General features: G+C 39.7%; 20 protein-coding genes. 6 read left to right on the forward strand and 14 right to left on the reverse strand.

Features of this window, described 5'->3' with window-relative positions; genetic code table 11:
• Positions 1 to 156 precede the first annotated feature (156 nt).
• The gene (locus tag L5B71_RS10340; protein ID WP_265758300.1) at positions 157 to 2031 is read left to right on the forward strand and encodes a UDP-glucose:protein N-beta-glucosyltransferase; all 1875 of its coding nucleotides are present in this window, start codon (positions 157 to 159) and stop codon (positions 2029 to 2031) included.
• A 60-nt stretch (positions 2032 to 2091) separates the two neighbouring features.
• Here L5B71_RS10340 and L5B71_RS10345 read toward each other — a convergent pair whose 3' ends face one another.
• Together L5B71_RS10345 and L5B71_RS10350 are read right to left on the reverse strand one after the other, a co-directional pair.
• On the reverse strand, positions 2092 to 3414 hold the full coding sequence (locus L5B71_RS10345) for an ammonium transporter (protein ID WP_326938253.1): 1323 nt from the start codon (positions 3412 to 3414) through the stop codon (positions 2092 to 2094).
• 678 nt (positions 3415 to 4092) lie between these two features.
• Positions 4093 to 4569 carry a single-stranded DNA-binding protein gene (locus tag L5B71_RS10350; RefSeq protein WP_265758301.1) on the reverse strand — a complete coding sequence of 159 codons (477 nt, stop codon included), beginning with the start codon at positions 4567 to 4569 and terminating at the stop codon, positions 4093 to 4095.
• Between the two features lie 170 nt (positions 4570 to 4739).
• On the opposite strand from L5B71_RS10350, the gene uvrA reads away from it, so the two are divergent.
• The 4 genes from uvrA to mreD all read left to right on the forward strand — a co-directional run bounded on the left by uvrA (position 4740) and on the right by mreD (position 10375).
• Entirely contained in the window at positions 4740 to 7568 is a 2829-nt protein-coding gene (gene uvrA / locus L5B71_RS10355; protein ID WP_265758302.1) for an excinuclease ABC subunit UvrA, read from the forward strand.
• 146 nt (positions 7569 to 7714) lie between these two features.
• On the forward strand, positions 7715 to 8761 hold the full coding sequence (locus L5B71_RS10360) for a rod shape-determining protein (RefSeq protein ID WP_265758303.1): 1047 nt from the start codon (positions 7715 to 7717) through the stop codon (positions 8759 to 8761).
• Positions 8762 to 8843: 82 nt separating this feature from the next.
• On the forward strand, positions 8844 to 9887 hold the full coding sequence (mreC, locus tag L5B71_RS10365) for a rod shape-determining protein MreC (RefSeq protein ID WP_265758304.1): 1044 nt from the start codon (positions 8844 to 8846) through the stop codon (positions 9885 to 9887).
• Positions 9887 to 10375, forward strand: coding sequence for a rod shape-determining protein MreD (gene mreD, locus L5B71_RS10370; RefSeq protein WP_265758305.1), 489 nt, complete (start codon positions 9887 to 9889; stop codon positions 10373 to 10375). The genes mreC and mreD overlap by 1 nt, the downstream gene beginning before the upstream one ends.
• 32 nt (positions 10376 to 10407) lie before the next feature.
• Here the strand turns inward: mreD and greB are convergent, their stop codons facing one another.
• The 6 genes from greB to narQ all read right to left on the reverse strand — a co-directional run bounded on the left by greB (position 10408) and on the right by narQ (position 16088).
• Positions 10408 to 10887 (reverse strand): transcription elongation factor GreB, encoded by a 480-nt coding sequence (gene greB, locus L5B71_RS10375; RefSeq protein WP_265758306.1) that lies wholly within the window; start codon positions 10885 to 10887, stop codon positions 10408 to 10410.
• Between the two features lie 115 nt (positions 10888 to 11002).
• A complete protein-coding gene (gene rpoH / locus L5B71_RS10380; protein ID WP_265758307.1) occupies positions 11003 to 11848 on the reverse strand; it encodes an RNA polymerase sigma factor RpoH in 846 nt (281 codons plus the stop codon).
• A gap of 187 nt (positions 11849 to 12035) precedes the next feature.
• Complete coding sequence (gene tehA / locus L5B71_RS10385) at positions 12036 to 12986, reverse strand: dicarboxylate transporter/tellurite-resistance protein TehA (RefSeq protein WP_265758308.1); 951 nt, start codon at positions 12984 to 12986, stop codon at positions 12036 to 12038.
• Positions 12986 to 13309 carry a DUF2322 family protein gene (locus L5B71_RS10390; RefSeq protein ID WP_265758309.1) on the reverse strand — a complete coding sequence of 108 codons (324 nt, stop codon included), beginning with the start codon at positions 13307 to 13309 and terminating at the stop codon, positions 12986 to 12988. The genes tehA and L5B71_RS10390 overlap by 1 nt, the downstream gene beginning before the upstream one ends.
• A 25-nt stretch (positions 13310 to 13334) precedes the next feature.
• Positions 13335 to 14369, reverse strand: coding sequence for a UDP-N-acetylmuramate dehydrogenase (murB, locus tag L5B71_RS10395; RefSeq protein WP_265758310.1), 1035 nt, complete (start codon positions 14367 to 14369; stop codon positions 13335 to 13337).
• 15 nt (positions 14370 to 14384) lie between these two features.
• Positions 14385 to 16088 (reverse strand): nitrate/nitrite two-component system sensor histidine kinase NarQ, encoded by a 1704-nt coding sequence (gene narQ, locus L5B71_RS10400; protein WP_265758311.1) that lies wholly within the window; start codon positions 16086 to 16088, stop codon positions 14385 to 14387.
• A 336-nt stretch (positions 16089 to 16424) separates the two neighbouring features.
• Here narQ and L5B71_RS10405 point away from each other — a divergent pair, with 336 nt between their 5' ends.
• Positions 16425 to 16814 carry a RidA family protein gene (locus L5B71_RS10405; protein WP_265758312.1) on the forward strand — a complete coding sequence of 130 codons (390 nt, stop codon included), beginning with the start codon at positions 16425 to 16427 and terminating at the stop codon, positions 16812 to 16814.
• Positions 16815 to 16879: 65 nt separating this feature from the next.
• Here the strand turns inward: L5B71_RS10405 and L5B71_RS10410 are convergent, their stop codons facing one another.
• From L5B71_RS10410 to yihI, 6 genes are all read right to left on the reverse strand, one after another.
• Positions 16880 to 17158, reverse strand: a complete 279-nt coding sequence (locus tag L5B71_RS10410) for a heavy-metal-associated domain-containing protein (RefSeq protein WP_265758313.1) — start codon at positions 17156 to 17158, stop codon at positions 16880 to 16882.
• Positions 17155 to 17532 (reverse strand): mercuric transporter MerT family protein, encoded by a 378-nt coding sequence (locus L5B71_RS10415; RefSeq protein ID WP_265758314.1) that lies wholly within the window; start codon positions 17530 to 17532, stop codon positions 17155 to 17157. The genes L5B71_RS10410 and L5B71_RS10415 overlap by 4 nt, the downstream gene beginning before the upstream one ends.
• The gene (locus tag L5B71_RS10420) at positions 17507 to 18625 is read right to left on the reverse strand and encodes a transglutaminase-like domain-containing protein (protein WP_265758315.1); all 1119 of its coding nucleotides are present in this window, start codon (positions 18623 to 18625) and stop codon (positions 17507 to 17509) included. The genes L5B71_RS10415 and L5B71_RS10420 overlap by 26 nt, the downstream gene beginning before the upstream one ends.
• A 319-nt stretch (positions 18626 to 18944) precedes the next feature.
• Positions 18945 to 20312, reverse strand: coding sequence for an oxygen-independent coproporphyrinogen III oxidase (gene hemN, locus L5B71_RS10425; RefSeq protein WP_265758316.1), 1368 nt, complete (start codon positions 20310 to 20312; stop codon positions 18945 to 18947).
• Between the two features lie 10 nt (positions 20313 to 20322).
• Positions 20323 to 20757: a DUF2489 domain-containing protein gene (locus L5B71_RS10430; protein WP_265758317.1), complete on the reverse strand. Its 435-nt coding sequence runs from the start codon at positions 20755 to 20757 to the stop codon at positions 20323 to 20325.
• Positions 20758 to 20760: 3 nt separating this feature from the next.
• Positions 20761 to 21327 (reverse strand): Der GTPase-activating protein YihI, encoded by a 567-nt coding sequence (gene yihI, locus L5B71_RS10435; RefSeq protein WP_265758318.1) that lies wholly within the window; start codon positions 21325 to 21327, stop codon positions 20761 to 20763.
• Positions 21328 to 21431: the final 104 nt, after the last annotated feature.

Consider the following 21431-nt stretch of genomic DNA (forward strand, 5'->3'; position numbering starts at 1 on the left):
CATATTTTATACAAAATCGAGATACATTTAACGAGAGTGGGAATATGGCAGAATAGCATACCATTCTGATAAAAACGCAAAAAATCATTATTCCTATACGGTATATTTTGCTAGAATTTAGCTATTAATGATTATAAAACAATACCTATCTACTCTATGGCAAAAACTGAACTTTTGACTTCACCAAGTCTGCAACTTTTAGAAAAACATATTCACCACCACAATTATGAACAAGCATGTAATGAATTATTAGCAATTCTCTATAAACTAGATGCTGATTTTGGCACGGTAGACCAAATAGCATTTGATTATCCTATTCAGCTTAACAACTTAGAACAAGATAGATATATATTTTTTTGTACGCGCATGGCTGATGCAATTACGCGTTTGTTTACGCAACCTGATTTAACGATCACCCAAACTGGGTTTGCAAATTTTATCGTAGCTCAACGTTGGATTGCCTTAATTTTTGCAAGTTCTCCTTATATTAATGCAGATCATATCCTAGAAACTTATAACCAACAGTCTGCTGAGAATCAAAACCCATCGAATATTGTTTATTTGAATAATTCATTCTCCAGTTTGGCCAAATTTTGCATACTCTATTTGCCGGAATCTAATGTTTATCTAGATTTAGAAATAATATGGCAGATTAACCAATATGTATGTACATCATTGTGTTTTGCTTTGCAGTCACCTCGATTTATTGGCACAAAAACTGCTTTTGATAAACGTGCAAAAATTCTGCAGTGGTTACCAGAAAAGCTCATACAGTTAGAAAATCTCGATAAGATTCCTAGTAAAATTATTCATGATGTCTATATGCATTGCAGTTATGATATTGCCACTAACAAGCATCAAATTAAACATTCCGTTAACCAAGTGATTCGTTCACACTTATTGCAATTAGGCTGGCAAGATCGCGACATATCTCAAATTGGTGAGCATAATGGTAAGCCCGTAATGATCGTACTCCTAGAGCATTTTAATGCGGTGCATTCTATTTATCGCACTCACTCAACCTCCCTTATTGCTGCAAAAGCACATTTTTACTTAATAGGATTAGGTAATTCAAAGGTAGACAAAATAGGAAGAGATGTATTTGATGAATTTCATGAAATTACGAATGATAAAGATATATTAGGCAAACTTTTGCTTATTAAAGATATTTGCGAACAATTTAAAGCTTCTGTGCTATATATGCCAAGTATCGGTATGGATTTATTAACAATCTTTGCGAGTAATACACGCCTAGCGCCGATTCAAGCTATCGCACTAGGGCATCCAGCGACAACGCACTCTGATTATATTGACTATGTAATCGTAGAAGATGATTATGTAGGTAGTGAAGACTGCTTTAGTGAAGTCCTATTACGCTTACCTAAAGATGCATTACCCTATGTACCATCAGCGCTAGCCCCCACCCAAGTACACTATAATTTACGACAAAAACCAGAAGTCGTACAAATTGGTATCGCATCTACTACAATGAAATTAAACCCTTATTTTCTAGAGGCCTGCCAAATTATACGTGATCGCGCTAATGTAAAAATTCATTTTCATTTTGCATTAGGCCTCTCTTTAGGCATCACTCACCCCTATGTTGAGCGCTTTATCAAATCTTATTTAGGTAAAGATGCAACTGTTTATACCCATCAGCCCTATAACGCATATTTAAGCGTGCTTCATCAATGTGATATGATGATTAATCCATTTCCATTTGGTAATACGAATGGAATTATTGATATGGTTACCTTGGGACTCGTTGGGGTCTGCAAAACGGGAGATGAAGTGCATGAGCATATTGATGAAGGTTTGTTTAAAAGATTAGGGTTACCAGAATGGCTAATCACGCACTCTATAGATGAATATATTGCTTGTGCTATTCGCTTAGCTGAGAACCATGATGAGCGCTTAGCATTACGTCATGATATTATTAGCAATAATCGCCTAGCTAGTTTATTCCAAGGCAATCCAGAGCCTATGGGACAAATTTTACTAGCAAAAGTCAATAAGCTAAAAAATAATTAATTGAATACATGCCAGGCTGCTTGAAATCGAGCAGCCTGGCATAACGATAGCATAACCAATTTATTCGACTCGTTCACCATGAATATTTACGTCTAAGCCTTCCCTTTCAACATCATATTCCACTCTCAGACCACCACCAAATTTACTAATAATGAATAATAAAATTGCACTTATTACTGCACTATATAGTAGCGTAATAATTACATCTTTTAACTGAATCAAAACTTGACTGCTAATCTGTGCCTGACCACCAAAAATAGTATTATCAAATACAATCCCAGTCAAAATAGCCCCAATAATACCACCAAATCCATGAATACCAAACGCATCTAAAGAATCATCATAACCAAATTTACGCTTTAAAAAAACAACTGAAAAATAACAAGATAATGCTGTCAATATACCAATGAGCAATGCGCCTTTAGGATCGGTGAAACCTGCTGCTGGTGTAATACCAACCAACCCTGCGACAGCTCCTGAAGCTAATCCTAATGCAGATGCTTTATGCGCAATCAATCTTTCGCATAGTATCCATGTTAAAGCTCCCGCAGCTGCTGAAATTTGGGTTACTGCCATCGCCATACCCGCGGAAGCATTAGCTGCGAATGCAGAACCAGCATTAAAGCCAAACCACCCCATCCATAACATTGCAGCACCTATTAATGTAAACGCCATATTATGTGGTGGCATAGCTTCTTTCGCATATCCCACTCGTTTACCTAAAATTATGGCTGCTACTAGCCCAGCTGTACCTGCACTAATATGTACTACTGTCCCTCCAGCATAATCCATCACACCTCCATCTCCCATGAATCCGCCGCCCCAAACCCAATGGCAAACAGGTACATAAACCAACATCATCCATAGCCCACTAAAGCACATAGCGGAAGAAAATTTCATACGCTCAGCAAATGAACCACTAATAATTGCCGTAGAAATTATCGCAAACGTCATTTGGAAAAACATAAATACTGATTCAGGTATACTAGTAGCACTAGGTACAATTGTTGTCATACCAAGTGCAGGATCAACCCCTAAACCACGCAAAAATAAACGATCACTACCGCCAATAAACGCATTTCCAGGTGTAAACGCCAAGGAATAGCCTGCTATCATCCATAAAACACTAACCAATGCAGCTGCCCCAAAACTATACATCATAGTTGAAAGCAGATTTTTTTTACGAACCATACCACCATAAAATAGAGCTAAACCAGGAATAGTCATAAATAATACAAACACTGCTGATACCATAACCCATGCAGTGTCTCCCGAGCTAATTTCGGACACCGGTCTCCACCAATCAAGGGGGGTAGCCCAGAGAGGAGAAGTAAAAAAGTATGAGATCAGGGGGAATATCACTCTTTTCATCATATTATCCATTTTCAATAATTATTTCATCAAACATTACACAGCATCCTTGCCAGATTCATCCGTAGGCATACCAATCACTTCAGCTACCGATTCTACAAAAATTTTACCAGCTCAAACCATTATCCTAACAGTTTTCACTAGCTGACTTTGAAGATTATTAGATACTACAATTGCTCGCTTAACTTTAAATAAACAATCTTAGCCTTAAGATAAATTTCACTATCATCATGTAAATAGCTAAAATCTTTTACTTCAGTTATAGCAATATCGTAAACATCTATCTCAGTTAACGTCTCTTGCATATTCTTCAGTTTAAATAGCTTAATGGTCGCTGTAATTTTCTTTACAATGAGCTGCAAGCTTTATCATCTAGCCACAAAATATGAAGCCTATAAAGTAATTTCTACTAAAACAAGTTTATACGACAAGGTTAATTAAATCATTTTCAATAAAAAAACAGTAATAATAAATATTTTCTAAACAATTCAACAATTAATTATAGATGACTATACAAAAAGGAATGCAAAATGTGGGTAAAAATATCACAGCCTTGATACAACAAATTTGAAATCATAAATAATTCAATTCCAAGTTTTTCCATCAAAAAAGTGTGTCTAATTTGAAAAAAAAGAAGCCTTCTACGAGGCTTCTTACATAAATTAAATTAATAGCTATAATATGTCGTATTTAGAATGGGATATTGTCATCATCAAAACTATCATCCACTGTAGGTGCTTCTAGTTTTGTGTTTTGAATCGGGGGATTTTGAGTGGTTCGAGAATAGTCTTTTCCTCCTTGTGGTGGCGTATAGCCACCTTGCACACGTTCTGCGCGGCTGTCTAACATTTGTAGCACATCGCCTTGGATTTCTGTGGTGTAGCGATCTTGACCATTTTGATCTTGCCATTTGCGAGTTCTTAAACGCCCTTCAACATAAACTTTTGAGCCTTTGCGTAAATATTCACCAGCCACTTCAGCTTGACGACGATAAAACACTATACGATGCCATTCGGTGATTTCTCGACGTTCACCCGTGTTTTTATCCATCCAGCTTTCACTGGTTGCTACGCTAATATTCGCTACAGCTTCGCCATTTGGCATTGTACGAATTTCAGGATCGTTTCCTAGGTTTCCTACGATAATAACTTTGTTTACTCCAGCCATAAATTCCTCTGTCTGATGTTAAGTGCGGTAAAATTTTCGTTATTTTGCCCTAAAAAAAGAGAAAAAGCTATTAATTCCAGACAAATTAACTGGATATTTGCACAGTTATTTCAGATTATGCGATAATGATCGCAAAATAACCTTAAATTGCTTGAACAGACGAAAAGATTATGGAAAAAATAGAAGTGCGTGGGGCGAGAACCCATAATTTAAAAAATATTAATCTGACGATTCCGCGTGATAAATTGATTGTGATTACAGGGCTTTCTGGCTCGGGGAAATCTTCACTGGCCTTTGATACCCTTTATGCCGAAGGGCAACGCCGCTATGTGGAATCCCTTTCTGCGTATGCGCGCCAGTTTTTATCGTTAATGGAAAAGCCAGATGTGGATCATATTGAAGGGCTATCCCCTGCGATTTCCATTGAGCAAAAATCCACCTCGCACAATCCACGCTCTACGGTAGGGACAATCACGGAAATCCACGACTATTTACGTTTGTTATTTGCCCGTGTGGGCGAACCACGCTGCCCAAATCATCACATCCCTTTGACAGCGCAAACTATTAGTCAGATGGTGGATAAGGTGCTGGCATTGCCAGAAGAAAGCAGAATGATGTTGCTCGCCCCAGTGGTGAAAGATCGCAAAGGGGAACATATTAAAATTTTAGAACATATTGCTGCACAAGGTTATATCCGCGCCAGAATTGATGGGGAAATTTGCGATCTTTCTGATCCACCAAAATTAGAATTACAGAAAAAACACACCATCGAAGTGGTGGTGGATCGCTTTAAAGTCCGCCCAGATTTGGCAACCCGTTTAGCGGAATCCTTTGAAACTGCGTTAGAACTTTCTGGCGGCACGGCAGTGGTGGCAAATATGGACGCTCCGAAAGCAGATGAATTGCTGTTTTCTGCAAATTTTGCTTGTCCACATTGTGGTTATTCCGTGCCTGAACTCGAGCCACGCTTGTTTTCCTTTAATAACCCTGCGGGGGCCTGCCCGACTTGTGATGGCTTGGGGGTTCAGCAATATTTTGATGAAAAACGCGTGGTGCAAAATCCAAGCATTTCCTTAGCAGGCGGAGCAATTAAAGGTTGGGATCGGCGTAATTTCTATTATTACCAAATGCTGACTTCTCTCGCCAAACATTATGGTTTTGACGTGGAAAGCCCCTTTGAAGATTTGCCGAAAAAAATTCAGCACATTATTTTGCACGGTTCAGGCAAAGAAGAAATTGAATTCCAGTATATGAATGATCGTGGCGATGTGGTGTTACGCCGCCATAGTTTTGAAGGCATTCTCAATAATATGGCGCGCCGTTATAAAGAAACAGAATCAATGTCCGTGCGTGAAGAATTGGCGAAAAATATCAGCACACGTCCTTGTAAGGATTGTGGTGGTTCGCGTTTACGCCCTGAAGCACGCAATGTCTTTATTGGCGAAACAAATCTGCCAGAGGTTTCCGAAAAGAGCATTGGTGAAGCCTTTAATTTTGTGGATAACCTCACGCTAAGCGGACAGCGTGCGCAAATTGCCGATAAAATTCTCAAAGAAATCAAAGAGCGATTACAATTTTTGGTCAATGTGGGACTGAACTATCTTTCCCTCTCTCGTTCTGCCGAAACCCTTTCTGGTGGTGAAGCACAACGTATTCGTCTAGCTAGCCAAATTGGAGCGGGCTTAGTTGGTGTGATGTATGTGCTTGACGAACCTTCCATTGGCTTGCATCAACGAGATAATGAACGCTTACTTAACACTTTGATTCACCTAAGAAATTTAGGTAATACGGTGATTGTGGTGGAACACGATGAAGATGCCATTTTGAGCGCGGATCATATTATTGATATTGGTCCTGGTGCTGGTGTGCACGGTGGTAGCGTAGTGGCGCAAGGTACGGCACAAGAAATTATGCAAAACCCAGACTCGCTAACAGGTAAATTCTTATCAGGGAAAGAAAAAATAGAAATTCCCAAAAAACGCACCGCACTTGATAAAGAAAAAATCTTAAAACTCAAAGGCGCTTCGGGCAATAATCTGAAAAATGTCAATTTAGAAATCCCTGTGGGCTTGTTTACTTGTGTTACAGGGGTTTCAGGGTCAGGCAAATCTACGCTGATTAACGATACCCTATTTCCACTGGCGCAAAGTGCGTTAAACCGTGCAGAAAATGCGCAAGCCGCACCGTATAAATCCATTCAAGGATTAGAATTTTTTGACAAAGTGATCGATATTGATCAAAGCCCAATTGGACGCACACCACGCTCCAATCCAGCTACTTACACAGGATTATTTACGCCAATTCGCGAATTATTCGCAGGCGTGCCAGAATCCCGTGCACGTGGCTATAATCCCGGACGCTTTAGTTTCAACGTGCGTGGCGGACGTTGCGAAGCCTGCCAAGGGGACGGAGTGATCAAAGTAGAAATGCACTTCTTACCTGATGTATATGTGCCTTGTGACCAGTGTAAAGGCAAACGCTACAATCGTGAAACCTTGGAAATTCGCTACAAAGGCAAAACCATTAACCAAGTGTTGGATATGACGGTGGAAGAAGCGCGTGAATTTTTCGATGCCATTCCACAAATTGCGCGCAAATTGCAAACCTTGATGGACGTGGGGCTATCCTATATTCGCCTAGGGCAATCTTCCACCACTTTATCAGGCGGTGAAGCGCAACGGGTGAAATTGGCGACTGAGTTGTCAAAACGTGATACGGGAAAAACCTTGTATATTCTTGATGAACCAACAACAGGCTTGCATTTTGCTGATATTAAACAGCTCCTTGAAGTGCTGCATCGCTTGCGTGATCAGGGCAATACCATTGTGGTGATTGAGCATAATTTAGATGTGATTAAAACCGCTGATTGGATTGTGGATCTTGGCCCTGAAGGGGGAAGTGGCGGTGGTGAAATTATTGCCACAGGAACGCCAGAGCAAGTGGCGAAAGTGAAAGGTTCGCACACCGCACGGTTTTTAAAACAAATTCTTGCAAAGTAAAAAGGATAAAATAAAAGTGCGGTAATTTTTTCAGCATATTTGATAAAAAATATCTGTCATCAATGCTGATTTTTTGATACATTTAGCGCAATTTTTCTCACATTTACACGTGAGTGTTTTTATACAGTTACTTTAACGGAATTCTTATGTTATTTAAAAAAATTCGTGGTTTATTCTCAAACGATCTTTCTATTGATTTAGGTACAGCAAACACATTAATTTATGTCAAAGGGCAAGGTATCGTGCTAAATGAACCTTCTGTTGTGGCAATTCGTCAAGGTCGTGCAGGATCGATGAAAAGCATTGCAGCAGTGGGGAAGGAGGCAAAATTAATGCTCGGTCGTACACCGAAAAGTATTTTAGCCATTCGTCCAATGAAAGATGGCGTTATTGCAGATTTCTCGGTAACCGAAAAAATGTTGCAATACTTCATTAAACAAGTACATAGTGGCAACTTTATGCGCCCAAGTCCACGGGTTTTGGTCTGCGTACCAGCAGGGGCAACCCAAGTGGAACGCCGTGCGATTAAAGAATCGGCCTTAGGTGCTGGTGCACGCGAAGTGTACTTAATTGAAGAACCAATGGCCGCGGCAATCGGAGCTAAATTGCCTGTTTCCACCGCAACAGGATCAATGGTAATTGATATTGGTGGTGGTACAACCGAAGTGGCGGTGATTTCTTTAAACGGCATTGTTTATTCTTCTTCTGTGCGCATTGGTGGTGACCGTTTTGATGAAGCCATTATCGCCTATGTGCGCCGTACTTTTGGTTCTATTATTGGCGAACCAACTGCAGAACGCATCAAAGAAGAAATTGGTACAGCCTATATTCAAGAAGGTGATGAAATTAAAGAACTAGAAGTTCACGGACACAACCTTGCAGAAGGGGCGCCAAGAACCTTTACCTTAAACTCACGTGATGTTTTAGAAGCCATTCAGCAACCATTGAATGGTATTGTTGCAGCAGTACGTACCGCACTTGAAGAATGTCAACCAGAACACGCTGCGGATATTTTTGAGCGCGGTATCGTACTGACTGGTGGTGGTGCATTATTACGCAATATTGATATATTATTATCAAAAGAAACTGGTGTCCCAGTTATCGTTGCAGAAGATCCGCTCACTTGTGTTGCTCGTGGTGGCGGTGAGGCGTTGGATATGCACGGGGCAGATATCTTTAGTGATGATTTCTAATATTCATTACGATAAAAGTGCGGTCATAAAAATCAATATTTTTGGCTGCACTTCTTGCTAAGCGATATTCCGAGCAATATTAATGAAACCAATCTTTGGAAAAGCCCCTTACCTTGGCATTCGACTTTCTTTCGTATTGATTGCCTCGATCGCATTAATTTTATCTGACGGGCGAACCAATACGATGATCAAAGTACGCAGCGTGATGGAAACCGCCATCGGTAGCGTTTATTATCTCGCCAACACGCCAAGAACCGTATTGGACGGCGTATCTTACAATCTTGTTGATACCAACAAATTGCAAATCGAAAACAAAGTCCTCAGAGAACAATTACGCGAAAAAAACGCAGACTTGTTGTTATTGGACCAACTGAAAGTAGAAAATCAACGCTTACGTTTATTGCTGAACTCGCCATTACGTACAGATGAATACAAAAAAATCGCTGAAGTTTTAACTGCAGAAACTGATGTTTATCGCCAGCAAGTGGTTATTAACCAAGGAGAAAACGATGGCGCTTATGTGGGACAACCAGTTATTGATGAAAAAGGTGTAGTTGGGCAGATTATTTCTGTAGGAAGTAACACTAGTCGAGTGTTGCTGTTAACGGACGTTACACATTCCATTCCAGTGCAAGTCTTGCGTAATGATGTGCGTGTGATAGCAAGTGGTACGGGGCATAGTGATGAGCTTACTCTAGACAATGTACCACGCTCAGTAGATATTGTGAAAGGTGATTTATTGGTTACATCAGGGCTAGGTGGACGCTTCCTTGAAGGCTACCCTGTTGCCATTGTGGAAAATGTATCACGTGATGGAAAAAATTATTTTGCCACCATTACGGCAAAACCACTCGCCTCAATAGAACGTTTACGCTATGTTTTATTACTTTGGCCAAACAGTGAAGATATTAGAAAAGGCACAATCAGTCCCGAAGATGTCCGGAATACCGTTCGCCAACGTTTAGCTACACAGACACAGGGAAATCTACCGAAAACACCTGTAACGGAAGAAAATGATACCGAGCAACCATCAAAAGATGCGCAAGAGTCACATATTGATCAACCTTTAGAACTACCATCTGAGCCGGTTGATCCTGAATTACAACCCTATCGTGAGGAAGACTAATGCAAGGCAGATTAATTCTACAGATTTTCTCCGTGCTACTGATTTGCTTAATTGCAATGGTTTTAGAAATAACTCCATGGCCTGCGAGCCTATATAACTTCAAGCCAGCTTGGATTATTCTGGTCCTCACCTACTGGGTGCTTGCCTTACCGTCCAAAGTCAATGTTGGCACCGCTTTCGTTCTTGGCATTGCGTGGGATTTAGTCCTCGGCTCAGTACTCGGTGTTCACCCATTAGTGCTTTCCATCTATGCTTACTTACTGGCTAAAAATCACATAATGATTCGTAATTTATCCCTGTGGATGCAAGGTATTGTGGTTATTCTCTCTGTCATCGCTATCCGTATCGGTATTTTTATTATCGAATTATTCCTACATAGTGCAGATTTTAATTGGCAAGAAGTATTTGGCGCTATCATCAGTGGAATATTATGGCCATGGATGTTTTTATTATTACGTAGAATTACACGACGATTGGATATTGTTTAGATTTGAAGTATAAACAAGCGGTGTTTAACGTCTTATTTTTTCTCATACCAAATTTTGTTAATATACAACGTTATCCAGCCTGAAGGGGTGTTTACTTTAACTTCGTCCTCAACTTCTTTGCCGATTAAGGCACGAGCGACGGGGCTATCGATGGAAATCCAGCTTTTGGCGGGATCGAATTCATCACAGCCTACAATGCGGTATTGATGTGCTTCGCCTTGCTCATTTTCTAGCTCTACCCAAGCACCAAAAAAGACTTTGCCTTCTTGTCTTGGATGATAATCAACAATTTGCAGCACTTCTAAACGCTTGCTTAAGAAGCGAATACGGCGGTCTATTTCACGTAAACGGCGTTTACCATAAATATACTCAGCATTCTCACTACGATCACCTAATGCTGCCGCATCAGAAACAGCTTGAGTTACTTTTGGACGCTCTTCTTTCCATAAAAACTTCAACTCTTTGTCAAGAGTGTTCCAACCATCTCGGGTAATGTAATGTGATTTCATCATTGGCTAATCTTTATTGAAAAAGAATATTATAGCAGGTGAAGAGTAAGGGGCAAAAATTAAAAATTGTGAGTTGCAATTAGAAAAAATAGGGCCAGTTACCTAGCCCTATTTCTGATTAAAAACTTACCGCACTTTTAAGTTTCTTCAATGCGTTAGTTTCAAGTTGGCGAACACGCTCAGCAGAAATATTATATTTTGCCGCTAAATCTTGCAAGGTGGCTTTGTTTTCATCTAACCAACGTGCTTTGATAATGTCTTGGCTACGTTCATCTAAGCCTTCAAGCGCGGTGGCAACTTGTTCTGCCGCTTGAGTTTCATAATTTTCACTTTCAAGTTCTGCAGCAAAGTTTGAGCTTTTATCCTCAAGGTAAAGCGCTGGTGCAAAGCTTTCGTCATCATCTTCATTCGGAAGATCAAAGCCAACATCAGCCCCTGTCATCCGGCTTTCCATTTCAATCACATCTTGTTTAGACACGCCAAGCTCTTTTGCCACTATACCTACTTCATGATCATTGAACCAACCTAAACGCTGTTTAGTTTTACGTAGATTAAAGAATAGTTTACGCTGTGCTTTAGTGGTTGCCACTTTCACAATACGCCAATTACGTAACACATATTCGTGGATTTCCGCTTTGATCCAATGCACAGCAAAAGAAACAAGGCGAACGCCCACTTCAGGGTTAAAACGTTTCACGGCTTTCATTAAGCCGATGTTACCTTCTTGGATTAAATCTGCTTGCGGCAAGCCATAACCAGAATACCCACGTGCAACGTGGATCACAAAGCGAAGATGAGACAAAATCAATTTTTTTGCCGCCTCAAGATCTTCTTTATAATACAAACGTTCTGCCAATTCCTTTTCTTCCTCTGCACTCAACATAGGATATTGATTTGCAGCACGCATATAGCCTTCTAAGCTGCCTTGAGGAACCAACATTAGGGTTTGTGTATCTTTGTTCATCATATTCCTTCTTATTTGACGCCCAATTCTAGGGCTATTTATAACATAATCTGTAATAAGGTCAATCGTTTTCATCGATTAATCTATCCTTTTGTTATGGGATTAGACTATTATCAAATAAAAAAGTTCGTATATTCTGATTAAGTTTTTAAGCAATAAAATAAAGCTATTTTAGCCTATTGAAAAGCTACGGAATTTGCTTAGTAATGATTAACCTAAAAGTCGCCACAATGAAAAATCCAATGCAAAAACTAGCAAATATAAACATAGTTAAACCTAAATATTGCAAAGCAAGGCTAAGGTTTTCGCTTTGGTCGTAAAGGCGAATCCCCACACTAGCCATTGAGGCTAAGCCAAATGAAAATGCCCAATACGCAAGGCTAAATTGTTTACCGATCCAAGGTAGTAGGCGAATTAAAAATAATAATTGTAGCAAGCCATATCCGATTAGACCTAGCACAATCCAATCAATATTGCCGCCATTTAAAGTAAGATAAGCGGAACAGCACACAAAAGCAGGCGCGAGCTGGATACCAATCGTGGCTCGAATGGGATTTGGCAGTTCGGTTAAATTTCGTAAACGTTGTTGCACTGCTGGTTCAAGAATCATCCACGCAATCACACCAGCGCCAAAAAATAACAGTCCGATTTCTTGGTAACCTAATAAGCCTAATGCTGTTGCACTAACAAAATTGGCGGCTACAGTGGGTAAATATAGCACAGGTGTAGTAGCATCTGGCGGATGAGTACCGCGCCATAAACCACCGTATCGATAGGCAGAAAATGCCAGTTGTACAACAATGCCAAACACAACTAAAAGCACAGTTAATCCGTTGATGTAAGGCCTTATTCCTATGGCAAGTAATAATAGCGTAATGGGGATAAGACTGACAAAACAGCCTAAAATTGGATGGTTTAGTTCTGCTTTCGCTTGCGTTGGATAACACTTCCATTTGTATATATAAATGGAAAATAGTAATAACCAAAGCAATGTTGCAAGTGCAATCAGACTCTCACCGATAATAGTAGGCATAATAAAGATCGTTGCCGCATAACGCCACGCAATACCTAAAGCAGAAATACCTAATACGATGCTGAAATAATTCACCCCAATAGGAAAAGGTTTGGCTTGTGACATTATTTTCCCTCTATCATTTCAGGTACGAGGCGATAGGTTTTGCCTTCTGAGATTACCCTAAACAACAAATCAATATTTGGGTGTTTTCCCGGAAATTGTTTAGCCTCTTGCGTATATTCTGCAAAAAGTTGCAAGCCTTTTTCGGCACAAGTGCGGTCTAATTTTCCGTTAAATTCTTGTGCAAGAGCATTGTACACGCACAATGAGCCAAGTTTGCCGGCAATAGCTGGAATGTGATGAATTTGGGTTTCACCATCAAGTACACTTAAGCCTGCAAGGTGATCAATAGAAGGTAAAGTCTCTAAAATTGTTTTAAACTCCATTTTGCTTCCTTTCTGAAAATAATGATTAATGTTTTGATGAAATAAATTGCTCACTATCGATTTCACCTTTCGCACCGATAAAACGGACTTCAGGCTGTAAATACACGCCAAATTTTTCTGCCACAGTTTGGCGAATATGATGGGCAAGATTAGCCACATCTTTACCGCTCGCGTAGGCTTTATTAATTAGCACTAAGGCTTGGTTTTGATGCACCGCCGCGCCACCAAATTGATAGCCTTTTAAGCCACATTGGTCAATCAGCCAACCTGCAGCGAGTTTCACCGTGCCATCTTGTTGCGGATAACTTGGTATTTCTGGATATTGGCTTTTTAATTGTTCAAAAAGTGCGGTGGAAATGACGGGGTTTTTAAAAAAGCTCCCAGCGTTGCCTAATTCTTGTGGATTCGGCAATTTTGCACGGCGCACGGCACAAACTTCTGCAAAAATTTCTTCCGCCGTTACCGTGGCAGGATCAAAGCGTGAAAGCGTGCCATAACTTAGCACAGGTTGCCAATCTTTGGTGAGTTTCAGTCCCACGGCAATAATCATATAACCGTCTTTATATTGATGTTTAAACCGGCTTTCACGGTAACCAAATTGACATTCAGCCTTAGTTAAACGAAAAATCTCCCCGGTATTCAGATTCAACACGTCCACATAATCGCATACATCTTTAAATTCTACACCATAAGCACCAATATTTTGGATTGGCGCAGATCCAACACAGCCGGGGATTAAGGCTAAATTTTCCAAACCATAAATGCCTTGTGTTAAGCTCCATTGCACTAGTTCGTGCCAATTTTCGCCGCCTTGAACGTGAAGATAATGAAAGTGATCATCTTGACGATGTTCGATACCTTTTAGCGCATTTACCAGCACAATCCCGTCAAAATCTTCCACAAACAACACATTACTTCCCTGCCCCAGCAAAAGCACGGGAAAATGCTGTAGTTGGGCTTGCTGCCAAAGGGGCAGAATTTGTTCAAGTGCGGTGATTTTTTTCACCATTTTTGCTTGTACATTTGTTCCAAATGTATGAAATGGTTGAAGATTTTCCATTGTATTCCTTCATCTCTATAATTTATTCGGTAGCGTGATTTTCACTTCTGTGCCACCTTCAGGACGATTATTGATGCTTAGTATAGCATTGAGTTGGGTGCTGCGTTCATTCATTATATTCAAACCATAATGCCCTGCTGGCTCATCAAGGCTTCGAATGCCCACACCGTTATCTCGCACCAGTAGCTCATACTCACCGTCATCATTGGTGTGTGCAATCACTTCGATTTCTGTGCCTTGAGAATGTTTAATCGCATTTAGCGCTGCTTCACGAACAATTTGTAAGGCATGAACTAGCTGTTGGGCATTAAAAGTCTGGGACGGTAAGCGACATTCTAATCGCATTTTCATTTCAGTTTGATTGCGTAAAGAATCAATGACTTGCTCAAGTGCTAACTGCAAATTTGCCTCTTGCACAGTTAAACGGAAAGTGGCAAGTAATTCACGCAACTGGGCATAACCACCATTCAATGCCTGTTCAAAATCGTGGATGATGGTCAGACTTTTTTCTTTATTTTGTTTTTCTTCTTTGTTTAAATTATATTTCAACAAAGTGAGCTGAATTTGCAGATATGTCAATACTTGCGCTAATGAATCATGTAACTCCCTAGCAATAATTGACCGCTCTTCCATTAATAGAAGTTGTTGATGTTGACGCTGTGTGTTATGGAAATACAAGGAACGGCTTAGCATTTGTGACACATTGTGCATTGTACGCAAATCAGGACCAGGTAAATCGGCTTGCCAATAAAGCGTACCAAGTTTCTCTCCCTCCACACAAAGATCCATTTTCTGTAAAGATATATTTAAATCGTTTTCACCTAAATAAATATGCCAATGTTCAGCTCCATAAACACTGAGTTCGATATAACCTAAATCCTCATTTACTTTAATTTGATTAAGGACTTGTTTTAACACAATAGGATCAATATTGTTGGTGGTAACTAATTGAGAGCATTGATAAAGCATTGATAAAGAACGGTTAGCTTGGCGGAGTTTATGGGTTTTCTCATTCACTTTTTCCTCAAGCTCTGTATAAAGTTTTTGCAAATCATTTGCCATTTGTGTGAAAACAGAGGAAAGTCGACCAATCTCATTATCATTATTCACCTCAAGAGGAATATGATTAAATAGACCAGTTTGTACCTGTGTACTTGCTAAGGCTAATTTTTCTAGTGGGTAAACCATTTGTTTTTTGGTAAACCACACCACATAAGAAACCATCACTATGATGGATAACATGGTAAAAAGAATAAAAAGGGCAGCAAAATCGTGTTTTCTCTCTGAAAATTGTTGCAAGTTATACACAAATTCATCTACTTGCTCAACATAGTTATTCACCTCTTTTTGATAAGCTTGATAATCTAGTTTTTGAGCATAAAACTCTATACGAGACCAACATTCGATCAAATTTTTATATGCCTGTTTAACATTAGAAGGAATAAAAAACTCATCATTTATTTCCAATAAAGTATTGGAATATAGCGTAGCACGATATTGTTCCAAATTTTCTGCAACAGATTGAGGATTATGCTGAATGTCATAGAGAATACGATAGCTTTGCATACGTAATGAGCCAGAGACATTAATCAATTCCGCATCTGATTTGTTACTTTGCATCACAATCAGACTTAATAAGCTAATAAAGCTAGCAAAGACAATAATGAGCAACAAATAATTTGCAATTTTTGTGGCTACCGAATGTTTTCTCTTTTTCACTGGAATTTCACGCTCAACCAAGCCGGCAATTTATAATGGAAAGTATTCTAGCAAAAAATAAGATTCCTGTTTTAGACTTATGAAAAGAAATTTTCATCAAATGTCTCTCATTCGTTATTTATCTTTTGGGGACTGTATTAGATAAGTCCTAAATTCCCCTGAAATGCAATGTTTTTAGTAAACCAATTGAAATGTAAGCTGCGAGGATTACTTTTCAATGTTAAATCTACCAACTTTTAAAAAGCCAGTTACTTTTAAAAAAATTTTGCTTTCAGTTTTTAAAAAGATTTCATAAAATGAAGTTTCCTCATTACTTCACTTCATAAGGGAAATAAAATGACCAAATTTATCCATACAGAACAAGCTCCAGCCGCAATTGGGCCTTATGTACAAGCAGTAGATCTCGGTAATTTGATACTAACATCTGGGCAAATTCCGGTTGATCCTGTGACTGGAGAGGTGCCTAAAGATATTGTTGTGCAAGCACGTCAATCTTTAGAAAATATTAAAGCTATTATTGAGCATGCAGGTCTGCATGTAGCTGATATTGTAAAAACGACAGTTTTTGTCAAAGATTTGAATGATTTTGCTGCGGTAAATGCAGAATATGAACGTTTCTTTAAAGAAAATAATCACCCTAACTTCCCTGCTAGATCTTGCGTAGAGGTAGCTCGTTTACCAAAAGATGTAGGATTAGAGATTGAAGCTATCGCAGTGAGAAAATAATAATCTATTTCAATATAATACACCAAATAGAGGACGAGTAATCGCCCTTTATTTGTATGGTCATATTATTCTAGTTTTACAACTTTAGTATGATAATGTAATTTATCAATGGTTCTGATAAGCATTGCATCACTCACTTTCTCGTCTGCCACCACATTCACCAAACGTGAATTAAAATTCGCTTTGGTCGATTGCACACCATCAATGTTGCGTAATTCTTTATTGACTAAATAAACGCAAAGCTGGCAATTCATTTCTTCAATATGCAACGTAACCTTGCGTTCTGCGGCAAGGCTTGGCAATGAAAAGCTAAGTGCGGTCAAAAAAAGTAAGATTTTTTTCATTCTAAATAATCCAAAACATAAGGTAAAACATAGGGATAAGTTAAGAAAAAGAGAATAATCAGCGCTATTAGCCAATATAAAATTTGCAATGTACGGCGTGAGAGATATTGGCTACAAATGACTTTTCCTGAGAAATTCAGCAGCCAAAAACCATAACCAAATGCGATGAGAGAAATCACGAGCATTGGAATTTGCAAAAATGCCAGCTGATTTAAGCTCACTAGCCAAGTGCTAGAAATGCCAAATAACAGATACAACAATGGCGCAATACAGCAAAGTGTCGATGCCACCGCAGCAGTCACTGCGGTGGTACATATCGCCCAAAATTTGGCATTTTCGCCTTTCGGATTAGCGTTGCTGCGAGATAAATTCATAACCAAATTCTTTTGCATCAAAGGAATTTAATGGATCGCCGCCCACTTCTGCATAAGGATAACCAAAATTATTGATTGGCGCGAGTTCAGGCGTTGGGTAAAGGGTGAAATCGCGTGCGTGATTAAAGCCAATCCAGTTGCCTTCCCAATTTCCGAATAAATAATCTGAAACCGCTTGGGTATGGCTATCTCCCACCGCTTTCTTCTCTGTTAGACGATATTTTGCCACGTCCGCGGAATCCACAGGAACCCAGCCAAAACCTGCTAGATAAAATTCCGCACGACAATGCTGTCCGCCATTTTCATTAGCGATTTTGTTTTTGGCGCTACCAAACGCGGATTTAGAATATTTGCCCATTTTCACCGCTTCCCCTAAACGAATGCCGAACACTTCGCGAGCTGGAATACCTGAAGCACGCGCTAAGGCAACAAACACAGAATTAATATCCGTGCATTTTCCTTTTAAAACACCTGTTGTGAGAATTTTTTCCACATCACCATCACCGCAGCCTAATGCGGAATTATCACGCTCCATATTTGCCACAATCCATTGATGAATACGTTCTGCTTTTTTGAGCGGATTTGTTTCATTTCCTACAATTTTATCGGCATATTCTTTCACGATCCCGTCAATTTTAATATGTTTTGTTGGCTGTAAATAAGATTGCACATCAACGCCATATTCTATTTTTTCTGGCGCTTGATAATCTTTCAATAAGCCTTGTTTCTTCGGTTCGCGATCTTGGGTTTCCACAACCAGCGTAACCGTTAAATTGCGTTTTTGTGCTTCTGGTGTCCAAGTGGCAAATAATGTACTGGCACTATATTGATTATTTTCTGTAATGTAAGCCTGTTGATAATTGCCGTCAAATGTGATGGATTTCACCGTTTGATAGTCGTTACTAAAAGGCAATGGCACCCACAAATTTGTTGTCCCTGATGAGCCTTTTGGCACTTGTAAATCATAGGTTTGCGTAAATTCGTAAGTGTGCGTAGTGGTGTTAGGATTTACCAACGTTTGTGCATTGGCTAACGTTGCCGCAGCGAAAAGTGAGCTGGTAAAAAGTGCGGTGGTAAAAATCGTTTTTTTCATAGAAAACTCCTGTTTACAAAAGGGATTGCAAGGTTATGCCATTCAGTTAAAAATGGGCTACCTTATAGGAATCAGGCGAGAGAAAACGCGTTGCGTCAAATAATTGCCAAATTTCTAACCTTCCTTAAATCCTTAAGAGAAATTGAAAACGGCAAGAATGGTATAACGATGAAAACCAGAATTGAAAACAGTTTGATCATTTCCTATACACAATACTTGCGATATAGCTGTTCAACGAACAAAGGGATTTTACGATCTATAACTCAAATTGCAACATTTTATTACAAAAAAATCCCGCACTTTATAGGCGGGAAATGACTTAAATGATTCTAGAGAACTGTTGGCGTCTGGCTTGTTGTCGTGAGTAGGTGTCAAAACATAAGCAAATATTGCGAATCAGCAAATGCCCAACAGGGGAAACCTGTAATCCTTTTTCGCCGATTTCAATTAGGCCGTCTTCGGCAAGGGGCGCGAGCAATTCTAAATCTTCAGCAAAATGTGTTTTGAAATCAATCCTATATTGCTGTTCAAATGGGGAATAATCCAGTTTGAAATTGCAAATCAGCTGTTTGATGACATCACGGCGCAAGCAATCTTCTTGGCTCATTACAAAGCCTTTGTGAAGTGCGGTGCCTTTTTGCTCAATATCTGCGTAATAATGTTTTAGCTCTTTTTGATTTTGTGCGTAAGTATCGCCTAACAAGCTGATTGCGGAAACACCAAGACCGAGCAAATCCGCATCTTCTTGCGTGGTGTAGCCTTGGAAATTACGGTGTAGCACGCCATTTTGTTGTGCAATGGCTAGCTCATCATCAGGTTTTGCGAAGTGATCCATTCCAATGAAGCGGTAGCCTGCATCACTTAAGGTTTCAATGGTTTTTTGCAAAATGGTGAGCTTAGTTTCAGGTGCGGGCAACTGATCTTCTTTAATTTTCGCCTGCCCCGCAAAACGGCTTGGCAAATGGGCATAGTTAAACACGCTCAAACGATCAGGGTTTAATTCAATCACTTTTTGCAGGGTGAACATAAAGCTTTCCACATTCTGCAATGGCAAACCATAAATCAAATCCAAATTGGTGGATTGAAACCCTAAAGCGCGTGCACGTTCTAGCAAGGCTTGAATGAAGTCTTCATCTTGCTCACGGTTTACCGCTTTTTGCACCGCTTTATTGAAATCCTGCACCCCCATACTAATGCGGTTAAAGCCGATTTTACGCAGATGATCGAGAGTTTCCAGCTCAATTTTACGCGGATCCATTTCGATACTAATTTCGGCGTTATCGGCAAAATGAAAATGCTCACGCAACATTGCCATTAAACGGCTGGATTGTTGCTCAGTGAGATAGGTCGGTGTGCCGCCGCCCCAATGCACTTGGGTTACCTTGCGATTGCGAAAAAGTGCGGCGCGATTTTTGATTTCTTTTTCCAAATAATCAAGATAAATATCCGCTTTGTGCTGATGACGCGTAATGATTTTGTTACAGGCGCAGAAATAGCACAATTTATGGCAAAACGGGATATGCACATAAAGAGAAAGCGGACGTTCAGGATAACGCGCTGCCGCCGCTTGGAAGTCTTGTTCAGTATAATTTTCGTTAAATTCTAACGCCGTTGGGTAAGAGGTGTAACGCGGCCCTGAATAGTTATATTTTTGAATTAACGTGGAATCCCACATAGTTCCAGACATTAATTTCCCCCTAAATTTTTTCAATATCCAACAATAATTGATTTAATTCCAACAAAATTTTGCTCTCAAGATCGGCTTCGGCGCTTTCACGGGTGAGATCTAAACGCATACGTTCGTTCTTTTTTAATTCCTTGCGCGCTTGGTGCGTTGGCATTTCTTTCACGACATCATAAAGCTCAGCCAGCGCTGGATAAGTGGTGATTTTTAAGCCTAAGGGATCGAGCAACATTTTTAGCCGAATTGCCCCTTCAGACAAATTGCAATCACCATTTTGCATTGCTCGCGCAATAATCTCAATACTCTCTTTTAGGCGTTTTACACGCGCCAAACGTGCATTTTCTAACGCCTGCTTTTGGTTTTTCAACGCACGCAATAATTTCACCGCATAAGCGGCCATTCCCACAATAATCAAAAGCCCGAGGGCAATTAAAAGATAAATCCACATAAATTATTTAAACTGATTAATATCAATGGTTTCAAAAGTGCGGTATAAATCTTCCGCATTTTCGTCCTCATCACGAATGCCCAGTTCGTCCATTAGCTGCGCGATACGATCTAAACATTCGTCCACAAAAGCTTGATCTTTGGCATTTAAGGTTTTGCCTGCTTCAAGCTGATCTAATAAATCATTCAAACATTCATTATTTTCAAGCTGTTCAAGTTCCACCATTGGATCAAGGGCTTTTGGTTTTTCCACAGCCACAGGCGGAATAGTCATTCCTTTTTCAGGCTTATTAACAAACTCCACCACTAATGGAATTTTTTTGCGGCTGCCCACACGGGGATCTAACTTGGTATCTTGCTCAAGGGCTTTATTTTCTTCTTGGCGACTATGGCGAGAACCAGCTGCAAGGCCTTTGTGTTTTTTCTTTCTTTTTTCTTCACGTGCTTTGGCATCTAATTCATAACGTGTCAATTTACGCCCACGCCCAGCTGGGGCGCTTTGCGCGGGTTTATCCGCCTTGCGTGTTGGCATAATATCCGTAATACGGCGTGTTTTCTTTTGACGGGACATAATTTCTCTAATAACTAATAAAAATAAATATGGAAGAATTGTAGCATTAAATCGCCAATTCTTGGCATTATTTCTGTGATTGGTTAGGTTGTATTGATAATTTA

This window comes from Avibacterium sp. 21-586 (genome assembly GCF_026226775.1).
GTDB lineage: Bacteria > Pseudomonadota > Gammaproteobacteria > Enterobacterales > Pasteurellaceae > Avibacterium.

What these genes read in the sequence shown, in the direction of transcription:
- greB (WP_265758306.1), bottom strand. Translation starts at nt 10,887, where the DNA reads ATGATGAAATCACATTACATTACCCGAGATGGTTGGAACACTCTTGAC.
- tehA (WP_265758308.1), bottom strand. Translation starts at nt 12,986, where the DNA reads ATGTCACAAGCCAAACCTTTTCCTATTGGGGTGAATTATTTCAGCATC.
- hemN (WP_265758316.1), bottom strand. Translation starts at nt 20,312, where the DNA reads ATGTCTGGAACTATGTGGGATTCCACGTTAATTCAAAAATATAACTAT.
- L5B71_RS10340 (WP_265758300.1), top strand. Translation starts at nt 157, where the DNA reads ATGGCAAAAACTGAACTTTTGACTTCACCAAGTCTGCAACTTTTAGAA.
- L5B71_RS10360 (WP_265758303.1), top strand. Translation starts at nt 7,715, where the DNA reads ATGTTATTTAAAAAAATTCGTGGTTTATTCTCAAACGATCTTTCTATT.
- uvrA (WP_265758302.1), top strand. Translation starts at nt 4,740, where the DNA reads ATGGAAAAAATAGAAGTGCGTGGGGCGAGAACCCATAATTTAAAAAAT.
- L5B71_RS10350 (WP_265758301.1), bottom strand. Translation starts at nt 4,569, where the DNA reads ATGGCTGGAGTAAACAAAGTTATTATCGTAGGAAACCTAGGAAACGAT.
- rpoH (WP_265758307.1), bottom strand. Translation starts at nt 11,848, where the DNA reads ATGAACAAAGATACACAAACCCTAATGTTGGTTCCTCAAGGCAGCTTA.
- mreC (WP_265758304.1), top strand. Translation starts at nt 8,844, where the DNA reads ATGAAACCAATCTTTGGAAAAGCCCCTTACCTTGGCATTCGACTTTCT.
- L5B71_RS10345 (WP_326938253.1), bottom strand. Translation starts at nt 3,414, where the DNA reads ATGGATAATATGATGAAAAGAGTGATATTCCCCCTGATCTCATACTTT.
- L5B71_RS10415 (WP_265758314.1), bottom strand. Translation starts at nt 17,532, where the DNA reads ATGAATTTATCTCGCAGCAACGCTAATCCGAAAGGCGAAAATGCCAAA.
- L5B71_RS10410 (WP_265758313.1), bottom strand. Translation starts at nt 17,158, where the DNA reads ATGAAAAAAATCTTACTTTTTTTGACCGCACTTAGCTTTTCATTGCCA.
- L5B71_RS10405 (WP_265758312.1), top strand. Translation starts at nt 16,425, where the DNA reads ATGACCAAATTTATCCATACAGAACAAGCTCCAGCCGCAATTGGGCCT.
- mreD (WP_265758305.1), top strand. Translation starts at nt 9,887, where the DNA reads ATGCAAGGCAGATTAATTCTACAGATTTTCTCCGTGCTACTGATTTGC.
- L5B71_RS10420 (WP_265758315.1), bottom strand. Translation starts at nt 18,625, where the DNA reads ATGAAAAAAACGATTTTTACCACCGCACTTTTTACCAGCTCACTTTTC.
- yihI (WP_265758318.1), bottom strand. Translation starts at nt 21,327, where the DNA reads ATGTCCCGTCAAAAGAAAACACGCCGTATTACGGATATTATGCCAACA.
- L5B71_RS10430 (WP_265758317.1), bottom strand. Translation starts at nt 20,757, where the DNA reads ATGTGGATTTATCTTTTAATTGCCCTCGGGCTTTTGATTATTGTGGGA.
- murB (WP_265758310.1), bottom strand. Translation starts at nt 14,369, where the DNA reads ATGGAAAATCTTCAACCATTTCATACATTTGGAACAAATGTACAAGCA.
- L5B71_RS10390 (WP_265758309.1), bottom strand. Translation starts at nt 13,309, where the DNA reads ATGGAGTTTAAAACAATTTTAGAGACTTTACCTTCTATTGATCACCTT.